The sequence below is a fragment of the Streptoalloteichus tenebrarius genome (assembly GCF_024171885.1).
GTDB classification, from domain to species: Bacteria; Actinomycetota; Actinomycetes; order Mycobacteriales; family Pseudonocardiaceae; genus Streptoalloteichus; species Streptoalloteichus tenebrarius.
The window spans coordinates 39,286-58,063 of sequence record NZ_JAMTCP010000021.1 but is presented as its reverse complement, the minus strand read 5'-3'; the positions used below and the strand labels follow the sequence as shown (position 1 = coordinate 58,063).

Annotated in this window: 17 protein-coding genes; 8 read left to right on the top strand and 9 right to left on the bottom strand. The window is 74.2% G+C overall.

The window, feature by feature from the left end; all coding sequences use genetic code 11:
• Positions 1-386: 386 nt before the first annotated feature.
• A complete protein-coding gene (locus LX15_RS18130) occupies positions 387-1,310 on the bottom strand; it encodes a LysR family transcriptional regulator (protein ID WP_253670800.1) in 924 nt (307 codons plus the stop codon).
• Between the two features lie 68 nt (positions 1,311-1,378).
• Here LX15_RS18130 and LX15_RS18125 point away from each other — a divergent pair, with 68 nt between their 5' ends.
• The gene (locus tag LX15_RS18125; RefSeq protein ID WP_253670799.1) at positions 1,379-2,290 is read left to right on the top strand and encodes a serine/threonine dehydratase; all 912 of its coding nucleotides are present in this window, start codon (positions 1,379-1,381) and stop codon (positions 2,288-2,290) included.
• 109 nt (positions 2,291-2,399) lie between these two features.
• Positions 2,400-2,696 carry a SemiSWEET family sugar transporter gene (locus LX15_RS18120; RefSeq protein WP_253670798.1) on the top strand — a complete coding sequence of 99 codons (297 nt, stop codon included), beginning with the start codon at positions 2,400-2,402 and terminating at the stop codon, positions 2,694-2,696.
• Positions 2,697-2,750: 54 nt separating this feature from the next.
• Here the strand turns inward: LX15_RS18120 and mnmA are convergent, their stop codons facing one another.
• The 7 genes from mnmA to LX15_RS18085 all read right to left on the bottom strand — a co-directional run bounded on the left by mnmA (position 2,751) and on the right by LX15_RS18085 (position 10,393).
• Positions 2,751-3,845: a tRNA 2-thiouridine(34) synthase MnmA gene (gene mnmA / locus LX15_RS18115; protein WP_253670841.1), complete on the bottom strand. Its 1,095-nt coding sequence runs from the start codon at positions 3,843-3,845 to the stop codon at positions 2,751-2,753.
• Between the two features lie 5 nt (positions 3,846-3,850).
• Entirely contained in the window at positions 3,851-5,137 is a 1,287-nt protein-coding gene (locus LX15_RS18110; RefSeq protein WP_253670797.1) for a cysteine desulfurase family protein, read from the bottom strand.
• A 76-nt stretch (positions 5,138-5,213) separates the two neighbouring features.
• The gene (locus tag LX15_RS18105) at positions 5,214-6,509 is read right to left on the bottom strand and encodes an MFS transporter (RefSeq protein ID WP_253670796.1); all 1,296 of its coding nucleotides are present in this window, start codon (positions 6,507-6,509) and stop codon (positions 5,214-5,216) included.
• 224 nt (positions 6,510-6,733) lie between these two features.
• Positions 6,734-7,618, bottom strand: coding sequence for a lysophospholipid acyltransferase family protein (locus tag LX15_RS18100; protein WP_253670795.1), 885 nt, complete (start codon positions 7,616-7,618; stop codon positions 6,734-6,736).
• Positions 7,615-8,397, bottom strand: a complete 783-nt coding sequence (locus LX15_RS18095; protein ID WP_253670794.1) for a GNAT family N-acetyltransferase — start codon at positions 8,395-8,397, stop codon at positions 7,615-7,617. The genes LX15_RS18100 and LX15_RS18095 overlap by 4 nt, the downstream gene beginning before the upstream one ends.
• A 226-nt stretch (positions 8,398-8,623) precedes the next feature.
• Positions 8,624-9,583, bottom strand: a complete 960-nt coding sequence (locus tag LX15_RS18090; protein ID WP_253670793.1) for an electron transfer flavoprotein subunit alpha/FixB family protein — start codon at positions 9,581-9,583, stop codon at positions 8,624-8,626.
• Positions 9,584-9,610: 27 nt separating this feature from the next.
• Positions 9,611-10,393: an electron transfer flavoprotein subunit beta/FixA family protein gene (locus LX15_RS18085; RefSeq protein ID WP_253670792.1), complete on the bottom strand. Its 783-nt coding sequence runs from the start codon at positions 10,391-10,393 to the stop codon at positions 9,611-9,613.
• Between the two features lie 261 nt (positions 10,394-10,654).
• On the opposite strand from LX15_RS18085, the gene LX15_RS18080 reads away from it, so the two are divergent.
• Positions 10,655-11,404, top strand: coding sequence for a class I SAM-dependent methyltransferase (locus LX15_RS18080; RefSeq protein WP_253670840.1), 750 nt, complete (start codon positions 10,655-10,657; stop codon positions 11,402-11,404).
• Positions 11,401-12,930 (top strand): 1,4-alpha-glucan branching protein domain-containing protein, encoded by a 1,530-nt coding sequence (locus tag LX15_RS18075; RefSeq protein WP_253670791.1) that lies wholly within the window; start codon positions 11,401-11,403, stop codon positions 12,928-12,930. The genes LX15_RS18080 and LX15_RS18075 overlap by 4 nt, the downstream gene beginning before the upstream one ends.
• 15 nt (positions 12,931-12,945) lie before the next feature.
• On the opposite strand, the gene LX15_RS18070 is transcribed toward LX15_RS18075, so the two are convergent.
• A complete protein-coding gene (locus LX15_RS18070) occupies positions 12,946-13,686 on the bottom strand; it encodes a carboxymuconolactone decarboxylase family protein (protein ID WP_253670790.1) in 741 nt (246 codons plus the stop codon).
• A 376-nt stretch (positions 13,687-14,062) separates the two neighbouring features.
• Between LX15_RS18070 and LX15_RS18065 the strand changes: the two genes are divergently transcribed.
• The 4 genes from LX15_RS18065 (at position 14,063) to LX15_RS18045 (ending at position 18,669) form a co-directional block, all read left to right on the top strand.
• The gene (locus tag LX15_RS18065; protein WP_253670789.1) at positions 14,063-15,325 is read left to right on the top strand and encodes a glycosyltransferase family 4 protein; all 1,263 of its coding nucleotides are present in this window, start codon (positions 14,063-14,065) and stop codon (positions 15,323-15,325) included.
• Between the two features lie 397 nt (positions 15,326-15,722).
• Complete coding sequence (locus tag LX15_RS18055) at positions 15,723-16,481, top strand: acyltransferase (RefSeq protein WP_253670788.1); 759 nt, start codon at positions 15,723-15,725, stop codon at positions 16,479-16,481.
• Positions 16,482-16,876: 395 nt separating this feature from the next.
• Entirely contained in the window at positions 16,877-17,719 is an 843-nt protein-coding gene (locus LX15_RS18050) for a ribokinase (protein WP_253670787.1), read from the top strand.
• A complete protein-coding gene (locus LX15_RS18045) occupies positions 17,716-18,669 on the top strand; it encodes a nucleoside hydrolase (protein WP_253670786.1) in 954 nt (317 codons plus the stop codon). Before LX15_RS18050 ends, LX15_RS18045 begins: the two co-directional genes overlap by 4 nt.
• The last annotated feature ends 109 nt before the right edge of the window (positions 18,670-18,778 follow it).

The following is an 18,778-nucleotide window of genomic DNA, read 5'->3' as shown; positions in this document are numbered from 1 at the left end:
GCACCCGTTCGTGAGGCTGGTTATCCACAGGCCGCCGAGTTGTCCACAGCGGAGCGTTGTTGTCTGGTGGCGCGCTGGCGTGCGGCGATAGGCTGGAGCGGGGCTCGCCCCCCGGGACGGGTGGGGGGTGTCAGCCGGCGGGTGGGGTTGAGGGGACGGCGGGGCTGGGCAGCAGGGCCCGCGGAGACGTCCGAGCAGGAGATGTCCGGCGTGAGACGCCCGGCGGCAGATTTCTGGCGAGAGACGCCCGGCGAGAGATGTCTGGCGAGAGACGCCCGGCGAGAGATGTCTGGCGAGAGATGTCCCACGGGAGATGCCTGGCGGCAGATGTCCGGCGAGAGATGACCAACGGGAGATGCCTGGCGGGAGAGCCCGCCGCCACGGCACTAACTGTCCACTGAGGACTGTTGTGCTCGGGCGACCGCCTCGCGCAGCAGCGCGATCACCTCGCCCACCAGGGCCGGCGGCCGTCGCCGGTGCACCAGGTAAATCTCCCGCGCGGGGCCGACGCCGTGGACCTCGCGGGCGACGGCCCCCGGCGGCAGCCCGGCGCGGACGACGCTGGACGGCACGAACGTCACCCCGACCCCCGCCCCCACCAGGGCCATGCTCACCTCGTAGTCGTGCGTCTCGTAGGCGACGTGGAGCCGCACCCCGGCCTGCTCGGCCAGCCGCTCCAGGCACACGCGGTCGGCCACCCCGCGCTGACCCGAGATCCACTCCTCGCCCGCGAGGTCGCCCAGGGTCACCCGCTCCGCCCGCGCCACCGGGTGGTCGGCCGGCAGGACGAGTGCCAGCGGGTCGGTGAGCAGCCGCACCCGGCGCAGCCCCCGCGCGCTGGGCAACGGGACGCCGGGATAGCGGTGGGTGATGAGCAGGTCCAGCTCCCTGGCCGACACCAGCCCGTACCCCCGGGGCGGTTCGAGGTCCAGCAGCAGCAGTTCCACCCCGGGGTGGTCGCGCCGCAGGGCGGCGAGCACACCGGGCACGAAGATCTGGGCCGCCGAGGGGAAGGCGCCGATGGACAGCTTCTGCGGGCGTTCGCCGAGCGCGGCCCGCACCGCGTCCTCGGCGTCCCGCAGCTCGCCGAGCACCCGCTCGCCGTGCTCCACCAGGACGCGACCGGCCCGGGTCAGGCGCACCCCGTGGGGGTGGCGTTCCAGGAGCTGGCCGCCGGCCTCCCGCTCCAGTTTGGCGAGCTGCTGCGACAGGGCCGACGGGGTGAACGACATCCGCTGCGCCGCCGCCGCGATGGACCCGGCCCGCGCCACCTCGACGAGCACACGCAGCCGACCCACGTCCAACGACATCAGCGTTCCTCACGGCAGGTCACCAAGTCTTGCTTCACTCTAGGACGGCAGGGACGCACCCTGATGGCATGACCGCTCCCACCCCGCACGACGTGGAGACCGCAGCCGCCCGGATCCGGCCCCACGTCCGACGCACCCCGCTACTGCACGCCACTGTGGACGGACGTCCGCTGGTGCTGAAGTTGGAGCACCTGCAACGGACCGGGTCGTTCAAGCTGCGGGGCGCCCTCAACGCCCTCCTCTCCGGCGAACGCCCGGAGCGCGTGGTGACCGCGTCCGGCGGCAACCACGGCCTGGGCGTGGCCACGGCGGCCGCCATCCTCGGCCTGCCGGCCACGGTCTACGTGCCCGTCTCGGCCCCGTCCGGCAAGGTGCGCCGGGTGGAGGAGACCGGCGCGAGGGTCGTCCGGCACGGCGACGGCTACGCCGAGGCGGCGGCCGCGGCGCTCGCGGACGCGCGGGAGCCGGGCACCCGGTACCTGCACGCCTACGACGACCCGGCGGTGATCGCCGGGCAGGGCACGATGACCCTGGAGATCCTCACCTCCGCGCCGGAGGTGGACGCGGTGGTCCTCGCCGTGGGCGGGGGCGGGTTGGCGGCCGGCGCGGCCGTGGCGTTGGACGGCGCGGGCCCGCTGTTCGCCGTGGAGCCCGAGGGCTGTCCGACGCTGCACGCCGCGTTGGCGGCGGGCCGGCCGGTGGACGTCGTCGTCGACGGCCGCTCGCCGGCGGCCTCGGCGCTGGGCGCGGCCCGGGTGGGCGAGCTGCCGTTCGCGGTGCTGGCCGACGCGCCGACCCGCTCGGTGCTGGTGAACGACGCCGAGCTGCTGGCCGCGAGGGACCGGCTGTGGGAGGAGTTCCGGCTGGCGGTCGAACCCGCGGCCGCGGCGCCGTTCGCCGCGTGGCTGGCCGGACGCGTCGACGCCGAGCTGCCCTGCGTGGTGCTCTGCGGCGCGAACACCGACTGGTCGCCCGCCTGACGAGGGACCCGGGGTGCAGGCCACGCCTGACGAGTGGAGGCCCGCCTGATATTGACGACTTGCGGCAGCCGCCGCGACGCGGCTTTCTCGACCCGTGTGCTGTCGGGTCGTGAGAGCGTCGTGGAGCGAGGTGCCGTCCGTGATCACCGCGTTGGGTGTGCTGGCCGCCGTCCTGACCACCGTGAGCTGGCTGCCGCAGGTGCGGCGCACGGTCAGCACGCGCAGCGCGCGTGACTTCTCGTGGGCGTACCTGCTCGTGCTGAGCGGGGGCGTTGGCTGCTGGGCCGCCTACGGCGTGGCGCGCGACGACCTGGCGATCATCCTGGCGAACACCCTCACGCTGGCGATGCTGCTGGCGATCGTCGCGACGAAGGTGGTCACCGAGCGCGGGAGCCGGCCGGCGTGACCGGCCCCGCCAGCCGACCGGCGTGACCGGCCACCCAGCCGGTCGCGAGGTCGGTCACGAGGTCGCCGTGATGGTGGCGCTGCCCAGCACGACGTCCCCGGCGGGGTCGGGCCGGTACAGGGCCACGGCCTGCCCGGGCGCGACACCGCGCAGCGGCTCGCGCAGCCGCACGGCCAGCCGGGCGCCGTCCGGCTCCAGCTCGGCCACGGCGGGAGCGGTGCCGCCGTGCGCGCGGACCTGCGCCACGCACTCCACCGGTCCGTCGAGCGGGACCCCGGAGGGCCACACCGGGCGCGAGGCGACGATGCCGGTCACCGCGAGGCGCTCGGCCGCGCCGACCCGGACCGTGCCGGACACCGGCTCCAGCGACAGCACGTAACGGGGGCGGCCGTCCCTGGCCGGCTGGTCGATGCCCAGTCCCTTGCGCTGCCCCACGGTGAAGCCGTGCACGCCCTCGTGCTCGCCGAGCACCTCGCCGGTGCTGTCGTCGACCAGCTTGCCCGGCCGCTCGCCGAGCCGGTCGGTGAGGAACCGGCGCGTGTCGCCGTCGGGGATGAAGCAGATGTCGTGGCTGTCCGGCTTCTCCGCCACGGCCAGGCCCCGCCGGGCGGCCTCCGCCCTGACCTCGGTCTTGGTGGAGTCCCCGAGCGGGAACATCGCGTGCCGGAGCTGCTCGGCGGTCAGCGACGCGAGGACGTAGGACTGGTCCTTGCCCTCGTCCGCGCTGCGCGCCAGCCGAGGGCGTCCGTCCACAATGGACAGTCGAGCGTAGTGGCCCGTGCACACCGCGTCGAAGCCGAGCGCGAGCGCCTTGTCCAACAACGCCTCGAACTTGATCTTCTCGTTGCAGCGCAGGCACGGGTTGGGCGTGCGGCCCGCCGCGTACTCGGCGACGAAGTCCTCCACCACCTGCTCGGTGAACCGCTCCGCGAAGTCCCAGACGTAGAACGGGATGCCGAGCACGTCCGCGGCCCGGCGCGCGTCCCTGGCGTCCTCGATCGTGCAGCACCCGCGCGCCCCGGTCCGCAGCGTCCCCGGCTTGGCCGACAGCGCCAGGTGGACGCCCACCACGTCGTGTCCGGCCTCCACCGCCCTGGCCGCCGCCACCGCGGAGTCCACGCCGCCGCTCATCGCCGCCAACACCCGCACCGGCCTCACGCCTCCCCCGTGTTCCCAGCGGCCACGGTCCCCGCGGCCTCCGCGCCTTCCGCCGTGCCCTCCCCGGGGGCCGCCGCGGGAGCCGCCACCCCGGCCGCCGCCGAGCGGCGCAGCCCGGCCAGCCCCGCGTTGCGCGCCCGTTCCACCACCGGGCCGATCGCCGCGCGCACGGCGTCCACGTCGGCCGCGGTGGACGTGTGCCCGAACGAGAACCGCAGCGAGCCGCGGGCCGTCACCGGGTCCACGCCCATCGCCAGCAGCACATGGCTGGCCTGCGCGACCCCGGCGGTGCAGGCCGAGCCCGTCGAGCACTCGATCCCCCTGGCGTCCAGCAGCATCAGCAGGCTGTCGCCCTCGCAGCCGGCGAAGGTGAAGTGCGCGACGCCCGGGAGCCGGCCAGCCGGGTCGGGGTCGCCGTTCACCACGACGTCCGGCACCGCCGCGCGGACGGCGTCGACGAGCGCGTCCCGCAGCCGCCCCGCCTCCTCCGCCCAGGTCGGGCGGGCCGCGACGGCCTCGCGCACCGCGACGGCCAGCCCCACAATCCCGGGCACGTCCAGCGTGCCCGACCGCACGTCCCGCTCCTGCCCGCCGCCGTGGAGCAGGGGGACGCACGGGGTGTTCCTGCCAAGCAACAGGGCGCCGGCCCCGTGCGGCCCGCCCAGCTTGTGCCCCGTGAGCGTGAGCGCGTCCGCCCCGCTCGCGGCGAAGTCGACGGGCAGCGCGCCGACGGCCTGCACCGCGTCGGTGTGCAGCGGGATGCCGTGCTCGTGCGCGACCTCGGCCAGCTCCGCGATCGGGTTGACCGTGCCGACCTCGTTGTTCGCCCACATCACCGAGACGAGGGCGACGGAGTCCGGGTCGCGTTCGACGGCCTCCCGCAGCACCTCCGGCCGCACCCGGCCGTGCCGGTCGACCTCCAGCCAGGTGACCTCGGCGCCCTCCCGGTCGGCCAGCCACCGCACCGCGTCCAGCACCGCGTGGTGCTCCACGGCCGAGGCCAGCACGCGGCGGCGGCGCGGGTCGGCGTCCCTGCGCGCCCAGTAGATGCCCTTGACCGCGAGGTTGTCGCTCTCCGTGCCGCCGCCGGTGAAGATCACTTCGGACGGCCGGGCGCCCAGCGCCAGCGCGACGTCCTCCCGCGCCTCCTCGACCGCCCTGCGCGCCCTCCTGCCGGAGGTGTGCAGCGACGAGGCGTTGCCGGAGTTGGCCAACGCCTCGCTCATCGCCGCCACCGCCGAGGGCAGCATCGGCGTGGTGGCCGCGTGGTCGAGATACGTCATCGTGGAACCAGGGTAGTCCGATCCGGTGGCGGTCAGGAACGCGCGGGACCGCCCGCCGCCGCCCGCGTGAGCAGCGTCATTTCCGGCTGACCAGCACCGCGCCGACCAGCGCGACCACGGCCATCGCCAGGTCGAACGGGATCACCGCCGCCGTGGGGTGGGCGGTGGAGGCCAGCGTCCCCACGAGCGCGCCGCCCAGGCCGATCAGGCACGCCGTCCCGAGCATGTCGCACACCTGGAGCGCGGCCGAGTTCGCGCCCTGCTCCCCCTCGGCGGACAGCGCGATGGTGCGGACGCTGATGCTGGGCATCGCCAGGCCCATGCCGGCGCCGGCGACCAGCCACAGCGGCACCACCGCCCACGGCTGGCCCCAGTCGGGGGCGACGATCACCACGCCGGCGGCGGCCACCGCCACCAGCAGGAACCCGTTGCGGATGCGGATCTCGGGCCGCCCCTGCCTGCGGGCCTGCCACATCGACGCGGCCGACCAGCCGAGCGAGCCGATGGTGAGCGGCACGCCGGCCATGGCCGGCGAGAAGCCGTGGACCGAGCTGAGCGTCAGCGGGACGTACGCCTCGACGGCGAAGAACACGCCGGCGATCAGGCCCCTGGACAGGATCGTCACCGGCAGCCCCTGCCGGCCGGAGAGCGTGCCGGCCGGCAGCAACCGCCGCAACGCGGGCACGAGCACGACCAGTCCGGCGACGACGAGGACCGCGGACCCGAGCGACGGGTGCTGCGCGCCCCAGGTCAGCGCGGACAGCCCGACCGCGGCGGCCACGGCCGCCAGCGGCAGCCGCCACCACGCCTCGTCGCTGCCCGTCCCGTCCCGACGGATGCCGAGCTGGCGCAGCGCCGGCGTCAGCATGGCCACGCCGACGGCCACCAGCGGGGCCAGGCTGAGGAACACCCACCGCCAGCTCAGGTGCTGGGTGAGCAGCCCGGCCACGGTCGGGCCGATCAGGGAGGGGATCACCCACGCCGCGGAGAGCACGCCGAACGCGGCCGGCCGGTCCCGCTCCGGGTAGACCTGGGCGATCATCACGTAGAGCGCCACCACCTGGGCGCCGCTGCCCGCGCCCTGGAGCACCCTGCCGACGAGCAGCACGACCATCGACGGGGCCAGCCCGGCGATCACCAGCCCCACGAGGAACAGCACCGGCCCCACGACGAGCGCGGGCACCGGTCCCCACCTGTCGCTGATCCGTCCGGACAGGACGGTGCCGACGACGCTCGCCGCCAGGAAGGAGACGAACGGCCACGCGTACAGCGCCTCGCCGTGCAGGTCCGCCACGATCGTCGGGAGGGCCGTGCCCAGGCTCATCCCCTCGAACGCGGCCAGGGTGACCAGCAGGAACAGGGCTATGGTCACGAATCTGCGGTCAGGCGCCCACAGGGCACTGTCACGGGTGGGGGTCGTCGAGGTCACCGCGACACTCTCACACCTCCACCCCTCTGGAGGTCCAGTGGATTCTTCGCCACATCTGGGCCACCCCGCGGAGTCCGCTCCGCCGTCCGGCGGTGTCCGTGTGGCGCGTCCGGACCAGGCCGGGGCACGCCGCACGGAGGCGTCGTCGCCGGCGGGGGCGTCGCCGGTCAGGCCGCGGCGCGCTCCGGGCGCGGTCCCGGGGCGTCGCCCCGACGGGTCGCGGCCGCGACGAGCTGTTGCGCCAGGGCGGCCAGCGCCCTGCGGTCGGGCGCGGACCGGGCCGGCAGCTCCGGCAGCGGCTCGACCTCCACGACCAGGCCCCGCAGGCCGACGACCCGCCGCACCGAGTGCCACAGCGTGTCCGTGCCGACGAAGGCCACCGACCTGGTGGGCGCGCCGCCGACGAGGTAGCGCACCATCACCGGCCGGACCGGGACGTCGGCGTCGAGCGCGGCCTGGAAGGGCGCGCTGCGGTAGCGGCCGGACGCCGCGCCGCACCACGTGGTGCCCTCGGGGAACACGCCGACCAGCCCGCCCTCCCGCAGCACGGCGGCGAGGTCGTCGACGGTCGCGGGCAGCGTGCTCAGCCGCTCCCTGTCCACGAACACCGAGCCGGCGACGGCGGCGAACCACCCGACGACCGGCCACTTCCGCACCTCGCGCTTGGCGAGCATGCGCACCGGCTGCACCGCGTCCAACGCGACGATGTCCAGCCAGGAGCAGTGGTTGCTGACCACGAGCGCGCCCCGCCCCCTGGCGGCGAACCGGCGTTCTCCCTGGACGACCAGCCGGACGCCCACGGCGCGCAGCACCGTGCGGAACCAGGCGCGGGCCAGCCACTGCCTGCCCCGCGCCCCGAGCACCGGGTAGACCACCGCGATCGGCACCCCGGACAGCATCACCAGGAACAGCGCGCCGAGCCGCAGCGCCCGGCGCGCCGCCCCCACCCGTGGCTCCTCCCCGGGGCCGGGCAGGCAGTGGTCGCCGCACGGCGACACCGGCATCCACGGGTGGCTGCCGGGCGCCGGCGGCGCCAGCACCGCGTGGCTCACGCCATCTCCCCGAGGAAGAAGCGCAGGTACCTCGGGTCCACGCGCTCCAGGGACAGCAGGATGAACAGGTCGGCGACCTCGAAGTCCGGGTCGTAGGCGGGCCGGCCGCACACCCACGCGCCCAACCGCAGGTACCCCTTCAGCAGCGGCGGGACGACCGTACGGGCCGGCCGCTCCACCGCGTCGACGTCCCACGGGTTGAGGGGGCGGACCCGGTACTCCTCGGGCGCGTAGTGCTTGGCGCGCACCAGGTCCCACACGCCGGCCGCCGTCGCGCCGCCGTCGCGCAGCGGCACGGACGCGCACCCGGCGAGGTGGCTGTGGCCGGACAGGAGCATGTAGCGCCCGATGCCGGCCCACACCAGGCTGACCACCGCGCCCGTGCGGTGGTCGGGGTGGACGCAGGACCGTCCCGCCTCCACGACGGCCGGCCGCAGCGCGGCCAGCGAACCGAGATCGAATTCGGTCTCGGAGTACAGGCGACCCGCCTCGGCCGCGCGCTCCGGCGGCAGCATCCGGTAGGTGCCGACGATCTCCCCGGTGGTGTCCTCCCTGACCACCAGGTGATCACAGAACTCGTCGAACTCGTCAACGTCCACCCCCGGTTCCCGGGAGTGCAACGTCGCCCCCATTTCCTCGGCGAAGACCCGGTGGCGCAACCGCTGCGCGGCCAGGACCTCCTCGGTCTTCCGTGCCACGAGCAGCGAGTAACGCGGGGCGCCTTGCGACTGCTCGGCTCCCGCGTCTGCGGAGCTCACCAGCACCTGCGACTGCGTCATGACCCCGGTTTACCGGTTACCTCCGCCCGTATGGAAGCCCCTTCGATGACGTGTCGGTGGAATATCGGTGAATCCCTGACCGAAAGGATCAGGGATCTTCCCCAGGGAGAATCACGCAATACCCCGTGCGGGTTAACACCCTTCCGGATTTCCGTTACCCCGAATGCACAGCGGGGAGGCTTCCGCCGTCGACGGAAGCCTCCCCACCGCTCGCGCGGGCCGGGAATCAGCCCCTGCGCTTGGTGATCTCCTCGGTGAGCTGCGGAGCGACCTGGAACAGGTCGCCCACCACGCCGAAGTCGGCGATCTCGAAGATGGGCGCCTCGGGGTCCTTGTTCACCGCGACGATCGTCTTCGAGGTCTGCATGCCGGCCCGGTGCTGGATCGCGCCGGAGATGCCCAGCGCGATGTAGAGCTGCGGGGCGACCGTCTTGCCGGTCTGGCCGACCTGGAACTGGTGCGGGTAGTAGCCCGAGTCCACCGCGGCCCTGGAGGCGCCCACGGCGCCACCGAGCACGTCGGCCAGCTTCTCCACCAGGGCGAAGTTGTCGGCGCTGCCCACGCCGCGGCCGCCGGAGACGACCACGGACGCCTCGGTGAGTTCGGGGCGGTCGCCGCCGGTCACCGGCTCGCGCCGGGTGATCCGCACCGCCCTGGCCGGGTCGACCGAGGGGACCTCGACGGTCTCCTCGGCGGCGGCGCCGGCCGCCTCCTCGGCCTCGACCGCGCCGGGCCGCACGCTGATCACCGGCACGCCGGTGGTCACCTTGGCCTTCACGGTGTAGGCGCCGCCGAACACGGACTGGGTGGCCACGCCCTCGCCGTCGAGGTCGACGACGTCGGCCAGCACGCCGGAGCCCACGCGGACCGCGAGCCGGCCGGCGACCTCCTTGCCCTCGGCGGTGGCCGAGACCAGCACGGCGGCCGGCGAGGCGCTGCCGACCAGGGCGGCCAGCACGTCCACCTTGGGCGTCACCAGCAGGCTGGCCGCCTCGTCGGACTCGGCCACGTAGACCTTGGCGGCGCCGAAGCGGGCCAGGGACTCCTTGGCCTTGGCGGCCGAGCCGGGGGCGCCGACCACCACGGCGGCGGGCTCGCCGAGCCGGCGGGCCGCGGACAGCAGCTCGAAGGTGACCTTCTTGACCTCGCCGTCGACGTGGTCAACGAGGACCAGAACCTCGGACATTGGCTTGTTCTCCTCCTCGCTGCGTCGTCAGATGAGCTTCTGGGCTGCCAGGAACTCGGCGATCCTGACGCCGCCGTCGCCGGCGTCCTCGACCTTCTGGCCGCCCGAGCGCGGCGGCTTCGGCGCGGCCTCCACCACGGTGGTGGCGGCGTTGGCCAGGCCGACCTCGGCGGCGTCGATGCCGGCGTCGGCGAGGCCGAGCGTGGTCACCGGCTTCTTCTTGGCGGCCATGATGCCCTTGAACGACGGGTAGCGCGGCTCGTTGATCTTCTCGCCGACGCTCACCAGGGCGGGCAGGGCGGCCTCGACGAAGGCCACGCCCTCGTCGGTCTCCCGCTCGACCCGCACGGTGCTGCCGTCGACCTCGACCTTGCGCGCGTGGGTCAGCGCGGGCAGGCCCAGCACCTCGGCGACCATCGCGGGCACCGCGCCCATCCGGCCGTCGGTGGCCTCGTTGCCGGCCAGCACCAGGTCCACGCCCTCGACGGTGCCGATCACCTTGGCCAGTGCCCGCGCGGTCTGCACCGCGTCCGAGCCGTGCAGGGCCGCGTCGCTGAGGTGCACCGCCTTGTCGGCGCCCATCGACAGCGCCTTGCGCAGCGCGTCGGTCGCGCTGTCCGGGCCCATCGTGACGACGGTGACCTCGCCGCCGTGGGCCTCCTGGAGCCGAAGGGCCTCCTCCACGGCGCGCTCGTTGATCTCGTCGAGCACGACGTCCGCGGACGCGCGGTCCAGGGTGTGGTCTGAGTCGGTCAGCCTGCGCTCGGAGTTGGTGTCGGGCACTTGCTTGACCAGGACGACGATGTTCATGGGTCCCCTTCGACCTCCTGCGGACTGCGGCGCGTTGACGGCTCAAGGCCGGATGTTCGACCGACCCTGCCACGTCAGGCGCCGGTGTGGCACGGTGGCCTCGACCACCCCGATGTTACTGACCAGTAGCGGGGGCGCAAACGGCGGCAAGCGCCCGGATGGCGTGATGGTGCTCACCTAGGCGGACGCCGTCGGACGCTACCCGATCGAGCAGGTGACGGCGTCCCCACGGTTACCCTCCGCCCCGTGACCCCGCAGCCGATGGACCCCGTCGAGCCACTGCCGCTCACCGGGGAGCGCACAGTGCCCGGTGTGCCCGAGGAGAACTACTGGTTCCGTCGGCACGAGGCGGCGTACGAGGCGCTGCTGCCGTACTGCGCGGGCGCGCGCGTCCTGGAGGCCGGCTGCGGGGAGGGCTACGGCGCGGCGCTGATCGCGGGCGTGGCCGACGAGGTGATCGCCCTCGACTACGACGAGCTGACCGCCGCCCACGTCGCCCGCCGGTACCCCCAGCTCCGCGTGGTCCGGGGCAACCTGGCGAGCCTGCCGTTGCCGTCGGCCTCGGTGGACGTCGTGGCGAACCTCCAGGTGATCGAGCACCTGTGGGACCAGGAGGGGTTCCTCCTGGAGTGCGCCAGGGTGCTGCGCCCCGGCGGCCGGCTCGTGGTGACCACGCCGAACCGCATCACCTTCTCCCCCGGCAGGGACACCCCGCTCAACCCCTTCCACACCAGGGAGCTGTCCCCCGCCGAACTCGACGAGCTGGTGCGCGGGGCCGGCTTCCGCGTCGAGACGCTGGCCGGGCTGCGCCACGGCCCCCGGCTGCGCGAGCTGGACGCGGCACACGGGGGCTCGATCATCGACGCGCAGGTCGCCGTCGCGCTCTCCGGCGGGCCGTGGCCGCCGGCCCTGCTCGCCGACGTGGCCTCGGTGTCCACGTCGGACTTCGAGATCAGCGAGCGGGACCTCGACGCGAGCCTGGACCTCGTCGCGGTGGCGGTGCGGCCGTGAGCCGCGAACCGGTCGGCAGCTTCTGCCTCGTGCTGCACAGCCACCTGCCCTGGCTGGCGCACCACGGGTCGTGGCCGGTGGGCGAGGAGTGGCTCTACCAGGCGTGGGCGCACTCCTACCTGCCCGTCATCGACCTCGTGGAGCGCATGGCCGAGCGCGGTCACCGGGACGTCCTGACCCTGGGCGTGACCCCGGTCCTCGCCGCGCAGCTCGACGACCCGTACTGCCTGCGGAACTTCCACCACTGGCTCGGGACGTGGCGGACCAGGGCTCACCTCGCCGCCACCCGCTGGGGCGGGCGGTGGAAGGCCGATCCCGCGCTGCGCGAGCTGGCCGCCGAGGAGCACCGGCAGGCGACCCGCGCCCTCGACGCGTTCGAGAGCCGGTGGCGGCACGGGTTCTCCCCCCTGCTGCGGCCGTTGGTCGACGCCGGCGTCATCGAGCTGCTTGGGGGTCCGGCGACCCACCCCTTCCAGCCGTTGTTGGACCAGCGGGTGCGCTCGTTCGCCCTGCGCGCGGGTCTGACCGACACGGCGTGGCGCGTCGGCACCAGGCCGGAGGGGATCTGGGCGCCGGAGTGCGGCTACGCGCCGGGCATGGAGGCGGACTACGCGGCTGCGGGCGTCCGACGGTTCCTGGTCGACGGACCCTCGCTGCGCGGTGAGACGGCCTTCGCCCGCACTGTCGGGGATTCCGACGTCATCTGCTTCGGGCGCGATCTCGACGTCACGTACCGCGTGTGGTCGCCGCGCGCGGGCTACCCGGGGCACGCGGCCTACCGCGACTTCCACACCTTCGACCACCCCTCCGGCCTGAAGCCGTGCCGGGTCACCGGCAAGCACGTTCCTCCGGAGCGCAAGAAGCCCTACGAGCCCGCGCTCGCGGCGGTCGCGGTGCGCGAGCACGTCCGGGACTTCGTCGACGTCGTGGTGCGGCGGCTGCGGTCGCTGGCGGACCGGCACGGCCGCCCCGGCATGGTGGTCGCCGCCTATGACACGGAGCTGTACGGGCACTGGTGGCACGAGGGTCCACAGTGGCTGGAGGCGGTGTTGACCGCGCTGCCGGAGGCCGGCGTGCGGGTCACCACGTTGCGCGGCGCGGTGGAGGCCGGTCACCTCGGCGACCCGGTGGACCTCCCCGCCTCCTCGTGGGGCTCGGGCAAGGACTGGCGGGTGTGGGACGGCGAGCAGGTCGCGGACCTGGTCGCCACCGGCGCCGGCGTCCAGCGCGATCTTCTGTCCACTGTGGACGAACTTGGCGGACCCGACCGCGACCCCGTGCTGGACCAGGTGGTCAGGGAGGCCCTGCTGGCGTTGTCCAGCGACTGGGCCTTCATGGTCACCAAGGACTCCGCCGCGAGCTACGCCAGGGAGCGGGCGGACCGGCACACGGCGCGGTTCCGGGAGCTGGCCACCCTCGCGGGCACGGGCCGCAGGGCCGAGGCCCTCGCGCTGGCGCGGCGACTGCGGCGCGAGGACGGCCCCTTCGGCCACCTCGACGCCCGCGACCTGGCGCGGCGCGCCTGACCAGCGGCCGCGCGGTCAGGTCACCGGGCGCAGGCACACCAGTTCGGAGACCCGCCCGGCGTGCATGGTGGCGTGCACGACGGCCGACGGCCGGTCCGACTCGCCGTTGAACAGCGCGACGGCCGTGTGCGAGCTGGTCGTCCGCACCTGGACGTGCAGCCCCGCCACGGCCATGTCCCGCAGCTCGGCCAGGGCCCGGTCGTCCCCGAACTCGGGCTCCAGCAGCTCGGCCACGCCGCCCCCCGACCCCGGCGCGTCGAGGTAGTCCCGCTCGTCGGTGTCCACCGCGTACCCGGCACCCGTCGCCTGCCTGCCCTCCGCGCGGAGCCGTTCGACCAGCGAGAGCAACACCTCGCGGGGCGCGGGGAAGGCCGGCAGCGGGGACCCCGCCTCGCCGAGCACCTCCTCCACCCGCGCCAGCGCCTGCACCGCGCGGGGGTACCCACTGAACGCGGCCGTCTGGACGAGCACCTCCACCACCTCGGCGGGAGCCAGGCCGGCGGCGAGCGCCGTGCGGACGTGGATCGCCAGCGGCGTCTCGGTCGTGCCCGAGGCCATCACCGCCGCCAGGGCGATCGCCTCCCTGGTCCTGGGGTCGAGCGCCGACCGGTGGTGCAGGTACCCGTAGAGCGTGCTCACCGTCAGCTCGCCCAGCGCGGGCGCGGCGAGGAAGAGGCGGTCCAGCCGCTCCTCCCCGTTCGGGATGAGCGCGGCGAAGGCCTCCCGTCCGCGCTGGCGCAGCTCGTCGAGGCTCATGTCCCCTCCCCCGGCCGCGCCGCGCCCGCGACGGGCCGGCACCCCCGTGCCCGACACAGGTCATCAACGCTCACGGGTTCCCGAGCACCGGGAGGGACACCCGTACCCAGTCGGCACCCACGAGCGGACGGGAGGCGATGATCGCTCACGGCTGCCTCCGGGCGTGAGGAAACGAGCCAACGAGATCGGCCACGGCCAGCATGGCCCCGCCGGGAGTCGGCGGCAACGCGACGGCCCCGACCCCCGGTCCGACCAGGGCGGGAGCAGCGGCGGGCCGACCCACCACGCCCTGTTGATCACACCTTCAGGGGTCCCTCGACCGTTGGAAAGGTACCGGTGAGTAGCCGGCAGGAGGCGACCTGGGAGGATGCCGCCGATGCGCGTGCTGATGTTGTCCTGGGAGTACCCGCCGGTCGTGGTCGGCGGGCTCGGCCGGCATGTGCACGCCCTGGCCCGGCGGCTCGCCGCCCATGGCCACGAGGTGGTCGTGCTCTGCCGGCAGCCCTCGGGCACCGACGCCGCGACCCACCCCGACTCCGACCTGGTCAGCGAGGGCGTCCGCCTGATCAGGGTGGCGGAGGACCCGCCGCACCTGGTGTTCGAGCGCGACCTCGTGGCGTGGACGCTGGCGATGGGCCACGCCATGGTGCGGGCGGGGCTCGCCCTGCTGCGGGACTGGCGGCCGGACGTGGTGCACGCCCACGACTGGCTGGTCACCCACCCGGCGATCGCCCTGGCCGACGCGGCCGAGGTCCCCCTGGTCGCGACGATCCACGCGACCGAGGCGGGGCGGCACTCCGGCTGGCTGTCCCACGCGCTCAACCAGCAGGTGCACTCGGTGGAGTGGTGGCTGGCGAACCGGGCGGACGCGCTGGTCACCTGCTCGTCCGCGATGCGGGACGAGGTCGTGCACCTCTTCGAGGTCGACCCCGAGACCATCACCGTGCTGCACAACGGCATCGAGCCACGCCGGTGGCGGGTGCGCCCCTCGGCCGTCGCCGAGGCGCGGGAGCGCTTCGGGCGCCCCGACGCGCCGCTGCTGCTCTTCTTCGGCCGTCTGGAGTGGGAGAAGGGCGTCCAGGACCTGATCGCCGCGCTGCCCCGCATCCGCCGCACGCACCCCGGCGCGACCGTCGTCGTCGCGGGCAAGGGATCGCACGAGGACTGGCTGGCCGAGCAGGCCCGCAAGCACCGGGTGGCGCGGTCGGTGCGGTTCACCGGCCACCTGTCCGACGCGGACCTGGCCGCGCTGCTCTCCGCCGCCGACGCGGTCGTGCTGCCCAGCCGCTACGAGCCGTTCGGCATCGTCGCCTTGGAAGCGGCGGCGGCGGGCGTGCCCCTGGTCGCCTCCACCGCCGGCGGCCTCGGCGAGGTCGTGGTCGACGGCGTGACCGGGCTGTCCTTCCCGCCCGGCGACATCCCCGGCCTGGCCACCGCCGTCCGCGCGGTGCTCGACGACCCGGCCGCGGCCCGCCGGCGCGCCCGGGCGGCCAAGGCCCGGTTGGCGACGGACTTCGACTGGGACCGCATCGCCGTCGGCACCGCCGAGGTCTACGCGTCGGCCCGCCGCCGGGACCGCGCGCCCCTGCCACGCCCCAAGATCCCCACCGGCAACATCTTCGGCCCGCCGCCGATCTGATCTCCCTACCAGGAGCGCCGTCCCCCGTCAGCGCCCCTGGCTGCGACGGACAGAGGCGACGAACGCCCCGAACGCACGGGGCGAGAACAACAACAGGCGGACCCGACGGATTCTTCGAGTCCCGCACCCCCACCACGCCCCACACCGGAGCGACCTCCACACAGTTCTCCTGGCTCGTGCTGTAGCTGCTCTTCCGCCAGGCGAGCCCGCTCCGGCCAACGGCCCAGGGCTTGCCGACCGAGCAACGACGATCGGGGGTACGTGCTCGGACCGACGGGAAGACGCGGGGTGCGACCTGACCATCCCGTTCCCACGCCCGACGAGCACGAGTAGTAGCCCCGTGACTCCGCTCGGCGATCGTGGTGGAGGTTGCGGCGGCAACGCTTAGGCTGCGCGCATGACGAGCATGTGGGGGGCTCCGATGGCCACGCGCTGGACGGCGTGGCTGAAGCGCGACCCGAGGCAGGCGAGGTTCCTGACCAGGGAGTCCCTGCGGTGGGTGTGGCGGAACCGGGCGTTCACGCCCTGGTACCTGGTCCGCTACTGGCGACTGCTCCGCTTCCGCCTCGCCAACCCGCACGTCGTGCTGCGCGGCATGGTGTTCCTCGGCAGGAACGTGGAGATCCACTGCCGTCCGGGGCACGGGCGGCTGGAGATCGGGCGCTGGGTGCACATCGGGGACGGCAACGCGATCCGCTGCCACGAGGGCTCGTTGCGGATCGGCGACAAGGCGGTGTTCGGCAAGGACAACACCGTCAACTGCTACATGGACGTGGAGATCGGCGCCTCCACGCTCGTCGCCGACTGGGTCTACATCTGCGACTTCGACCACATCACCAGCGACGTCAACCTGCCCATCAAGGACCAGGGCATCGTGAAGACACCGGTGCGGATCGGCCCGGACTGCTGGATCGGCACCAAGGTCACGGTGTTGAGGGGAACCCGTGTGGGCCGGGGCAGCGTTCTGGGCGCGCACGCCGTGGTGCGGGGAGACATCCCGGAGTACTCCATCGCCGTCGGCGCTCCAGCGCGGGTGGTCCGCGACCGCAGGGCCGACTACGAGGCGAGCGCGGCGGAGCGGGCGCGGGAGCAGGCAGCGGTCGCGGACATGGCGCGCAAGGCGGCGGAGGCGCTGGAGAAGAAGCTCGAACCCTGAGCAGACCAGTTCTCCCCTCTCCGCACCACCGCAAGGAAGCCGCCGTCTGGCCGGTCCAGGACTGCTCTGTTGGCGTGGCCCTCTCCTGACACATCGGACATCCCGCCCGATCTCCGGATTGTCCTGTCAGGATCTCGCCTCAGTAGCGCGAAGCCCGGGCGCCCACGACAACGCGGGATACCCGGGCTCACTTCCAACCACGTCCGCAGACCGGCGGCAAGGGGACCGTAGCAGCGCCAGCGTAGCCCGGACACCCCCCGCTTCCGGGATTCCGTGAGACGGGTGAACCCGTGGTCTTCGCACTACGGAGGGTCGTCCTCTGGAAGGCGCGGGAGCGGGACGAGGGCGCGGGATATTCGCGGGTCCGGAGGAGGGCGGGGAGGGAGGATGGGGCCATGGCTCCTTCGATCACCGTCGTGGGCAGCGTGAACCTGGACCTCCTCGCCGGGGTCCGCGCGCTGCCACGACCTGGAGAGACACTGACAGCGACACGATTCGACCGGGCGCCGGGGGGCAAGGGCGCGAACCAGGCGTTGGCCGCGCGACGGCTCGGCGCCGAGGTCTCCCTCGTCGGCGCGGTGGGCGCGGACGCGTCGGCCGAGCCCGCGCTCGCGTTGCTGCGCGAGGCGGGGGTCGACCTGACCCATGTGTCCACTGTGGATGACGCAACGGGCACCGCGCTGATCGAGGTGGACGAGTCGGCCGACACCACCATCGTCGTCGTGCCGGGGGCCAACGCGCACGTGACCGTCCACCCTGGACAGCTCGCCGGAGCCGACGCCGTGCTCACGGTGCTGGAGGTGCCCGAGCGGGCCGTGGTGGCCGCGGCCGAACACGCGCCGAACTTCTTCGCGCTCAACGCCGCGCCCGCACGGCCGGTGCCCCAGGCCGTGCTCGACCGGGCCGACCTGGTCGTGGTCAACCGCGAGGAGTACGAGGGCGTGCCCGGCGTCGACCGCGTGAGGACGGTGGCCGTGACCCTCGGCGCGGAGGGCGCGGTGCTGCTGCGCGAGGGCAGGGAGGTCGCCAGGGCGACCCCGCCGACGGTGCGCGCCGTGGACGGCACCGCGGCCGGCGACGCGTTCACCGCGGCCCTGGTGCTCGGCCTGCTGGAGGGCAGGGAGGACGAGGAGGCGCTGCGGCGGGCGTGCGCCGTGGGCGCCCTCACCGCGACCCGGCACGGCGCGCAGCCCTCGCTGCCGACGCTGGCCGAGGTCGAGGAGGTGCTGGCCCGATGAGCCCCCGCCCGCTGGTCGTCGACACCGACCCCGGCATCGACGACGCGTTCGCCCTCGTGTTGGCCGCGCACAGCCCCGAGGTCGACCTCCGCGCCCTGACCACCGTGTTCGGCAACGTGGGTCTGGAGTCGACGACCCTCAACGCCCGGCGGCTGCTCGCGCTGGTCGGGAGGGAGGACGTCCCGGTGGCGGCGGGGGCGGCCCGCCCCCTGGTGTACCCGCAGCCACCCCGCGCGGCCCTCATCCACGGCGACGACGGGTTGGGCGGGCAGGGCGCGAGCCTCCCGACGCCCGGCGCCGAGGTCGACCCGCGCCCGGCGGTGGAGGTGCTGGCCGACGTCCTGCGCCGCGCCGACGAACCGGTGACGATCGCGCCGATCGGCCCCATGACCAACATCGCGCTGCTGTTGGCCTCTTACCCCGAGCTGAAGCCGAAGATCGAGCGACTCGTTGTGATGGGCGGCGGCCTGGAGATCGGCAACATCACCGCCACGGCCGAGTTCAACATCTGGAGCGACCCCGAGGCCGCACGGCGGGTGCTGGTCGAGGAGGACGTGCCGGTCGTGCTGGTGCCGATCGACCTCACGCACCGCTGCGCCGTGGACTCGGAGTGGCTGGACACCCTGGCGAACTCCGGGCCGGTGGGCGAGAGCCTGGTCGGGCTGACGGCCCCGTACCGCGCCAACTACCGGAAGGCGCTGAGCCGGGACGCGATGGCGCTGCACGACGCGGTGGCCCTCGCCGAGGTGATCCAGCCGGGAATCCTGCGCTGTGAGCGGATGGCCGTCGAGGTGGAGTGCGGGGTCGGCCCGACGCGCGGGATGGTGATCGGCGACCGTCGGAACCACTCGACGAACCGGGTGGGTCGGGAGATCGAGGTGGCCGTCGACGCCGACCTCGACGCGCTCCGGGCGTTCCTGCTGGACCGCATGGGGTCGTCGCGCCGCTGAACCGATCCGCCAGACGTGAAGGGCTTTCAGGTTTGACGGCCCAGCGGTTACCGTGCGGGCGGGGCCGGGTGATCTCCCTCACCCGACCCCGCCCCCTGCACAGAAGGGC

Excerpts from the sequence above, each read along its gene's own strand:
- LX15_RS18045 (WP_253670786.1), top strand. The coding sequence starts at position 17,716 with ATGAGCCCCCGCCCGCTGGTCGTCGACACCGACCCCGGCATCGACGAC.
- LX15_RS18110 (WP_253670797.1), bottom strand. The coding sequence starts at position 5,137 with ATGACGTATCTCGACCACGCGGCCACCACGCCGATGCTGCCCTCGGCG.
- LX15_RS18055 (WP_253670788.1), top strand. The coding sequence starts at position 15,723 with ATGACGAGCATGTGGGGGGCTCCGATGGCCACGCGCTGGACGGCGTGG.
- LX15_RS18090 (WP_253670793.1), bottom strand. The coding sequence starts at position 9,583 with ATGTCCGAGGTTCTGGTCCTCGTTGACCACGTCGACGGCGAGGTCAAG.
- LX15_RS18085 (WP_253670792.1), bottom strand. The coding sequence starts at position 10,393 with ATGAACATCGTCGTCCTGGTCAAGCAAGTGCCCGACACCAACTCCGAG.
- LX15_RS18050 (WP_253670787.1), top strand. The coding sequence starts at position 16,877 with ATGGCTCCTTCGATCACCGTCGTGGGCAGCGTGAACCTGGACCTCCTC.
- LX15_RS18070 (WP_253670790.1), bottom strand. The coding sequence starts at position 13,686 with ATGAGCCTCGACGAGCTGCGCCAGCGCGGACGGGAGGCCTTCGCCGCG.
- LX15_RS18095 (WP_253670794.1), bottom strand. The coding sequence starts at position 8,397 with ATGACGCAGTCGCAGGTGCTGGTGAGCTCCGCAGACGCGGGAGCCGAG.
- LX15_RS18130 (WP_253670800.1), bottom strand. The coding sequence starts at position 1,310 with ATGTCGTTGGACGTGGGTCGGCTGCGTGTGCTCGTCGAGGTGGCGCGG.
- LX15_RS18080 (WP_253670840.1), top strand. The coding sequence starts at position 10,655 with ATGGACCCCGTCGAGCCACTGCCGCTCACCGGGGAGCGCACAGTGCCC.
- LX15_RS18065 (WP_253670789.1), top strand. The coding sequence starts at position 14,063 with ATGCGCGTGCTGATGTTGTCCTGGGAGTACCCGCCGGTCGTGGTCGGC.
- LX15_RS18125 (WP_253670799.1), top strand. The coding sequence starts at position 1,379 with ATGACCGCTCCCACCCCGCACGACGTGGAGACCGCAGCCGCCCGGATC.